The organism is Streptomyces sp. AcH 505 (assembly GCF_000818175.1).
In the GTDB taxonomy this organism is placed as follows: Bacteria; Actinomycetota; Actinomycetes; order Streptomycetales; family Streptomycetaceae; genus Streptomyces.
Genome location: NZ_JTIY01000001.1, coordinates 1,451,753 through 1,453,397, shown reverse-complemented (window position 1 = coordinate 1,453,397; position 1,645 = coordinate 1,451,753). Strand labels below are relative to the sequence as shown.

At 69.1% G+C, this 1,645-nt stretch carries 1 protein-coding gene and 1 pseudogene; one reads left to right on the top strand and one right to left on the bottom strand.

The features are described 5' to 3' along the window. Positions 1-105: 105 nt before the first annotated feature. Positions 106-426, bottom strand: a pseudogene (locus tag HY68_RS06610) (WhiB family transcriptional regulator); the annotation flags it as partial. 379 nt (positions 427-805) lie between these two features. Here HY68_RS06610 and HY68_RS06605 point away from each other — a divergent pair. Continuing rightward, positions 806-1,417, top strand: a complete 612-nt coding sequence (locus HY68_RS06605) for a response regulator transcription factor (protein WP_003948568.1) — start codon at positions 806-808, stop codon at positions 1,415-1,417. The last annotated feature ends 228 nt before the right edge of the window (positions 1,418-1,645 follow it).

Here is a 1,645-nt window from a genome sequence, read left to right as displayed (position 1 = left end):
TTGGGGGCTGCCTCAGTCGTCGAGGTGGTCGCCGAAGCCGTGGCCGCTAAGACCGCCGTGCCCCCCGGGCCCCGGGTCGTGCGACGGCGGTGGCCCCTGGTGCGCGCCGCCCGCGTGCGAGGCGGCGGTGGACGCCGTGATCAGCCGGGTGCGGGCGCGGCCCATCAGCTCCTCGCGCTCGTCCTCGGTCAGTCCGCCCCACACGCCGTACGGCTCCCGCACCGCCAGTGCGTGTGCCGCGCACTCCGCGCGGACCGGGCACCGCATGCACACCTCTTTCGCCGAGTTCTCACGCGCGCTTCTCGCCGCGCCGCGCTCCCCCTCCGGATGGAAGAAGAGTGAACTGTCGACGCCACGACAGGCCGCGAGGAGTTGCCAGTCCCACAGATCGGCGTTCGGTCCGGGAAGGCGGGAGAAATCTGCCATTGCTTAAGTCCCCTTGAAACCTGGACGGCGTTGGATCACTCATGACCGTACATCTGCAGTGTAAGTAGATGTAAATATGACTCATTGCGAATCTAGCCACAGACACCAGCAAAAGGGAAGAAAAGCCACTAAATGGGGCATACCCCTAACGGGGGAAACGGGTGATCCGCCCCGTACATCTCTGTGTGCGCCCGCTTACAAAGAGTGTTGAAGTCGATCGTCGGACCCGTAACTCTTTCGAGTGACCGTCGTTGAATGTGCGAGGCGGTTGAGAGAACGAGCGATCGGGCACATGTCCGAAAGCCGTCAATCGCACAGGTGACGAAATGTAACCAGCCTGGAGGCCCAAGGTGACGCGCATCAGCTGCGGAGGACGGTCATGACATCCGTCCTCGTCTGCGACGACTCCCCGCTTGCCCGAGAGGCGCTCCGCCGCGCGGTCGCGACCGTGCCCGGCGTCGAGCGCGTGACGACCGCGGCCAACGGCGAGGAAGTCCTCCGCCGCTGGGGCGCCGATCGCTCGGACCTGATTCTGATGGACGTACGCATGCCAGGTCTTGGCGGCGTCGAGACGGTGCGCAGACTGCTCTCCGCCGACCCCGGCGCCCGGATCATCATGCTCACGGTCGCCGAGGACCTGGACGGGGTCGCGCTCGCGGTCGCCGCCGGTGCCCGCGGCTATCTGCACAAGGACGCGTCGCGCGCCGAACTGCGCGCGACCGTCACCCAGGCGCTCGCCGACCCGACGTGGCGGCTGGCCCCGCGCCGGCTCCGCTCGGCGGAGATGGGTGCGGCGCCCACGCTCACCGCGCGGGAGATCCAGGTGCTCGAAGGCATGAGCCACGGCCGCTCCAACGCGGAGATCGGCCGGGAGCTCTTCCTCTCGGAGGACACGGTGAAGACGCACGCCAGGCGGCTGTTCAAGAAGCTCGGCGCCTCGGACCGCGCGCATGCCGTCGCGCTCGGATTCCGCTGGGGCCTGGTGCGCTGAGCCCGCAGGGGCCGCGCGGTCCGCAGGCTTCACGATCCGCCGCACCCTTCCGGGCGCCGGTCTCCCCGGACCCCGGGACCGGCGGTCCCTGAACCCCGCTCGCTGCCTCTGGCCTGTCCGGCGGATCATGGCCGGGTCCGCGACGCCTGGCACGGCACCTCGCGGCGTTGCCGAACCGCCCCGATAGCTCCGCTATCGAAGCGTCCCGGCGCCTTGCGATCCACCGCA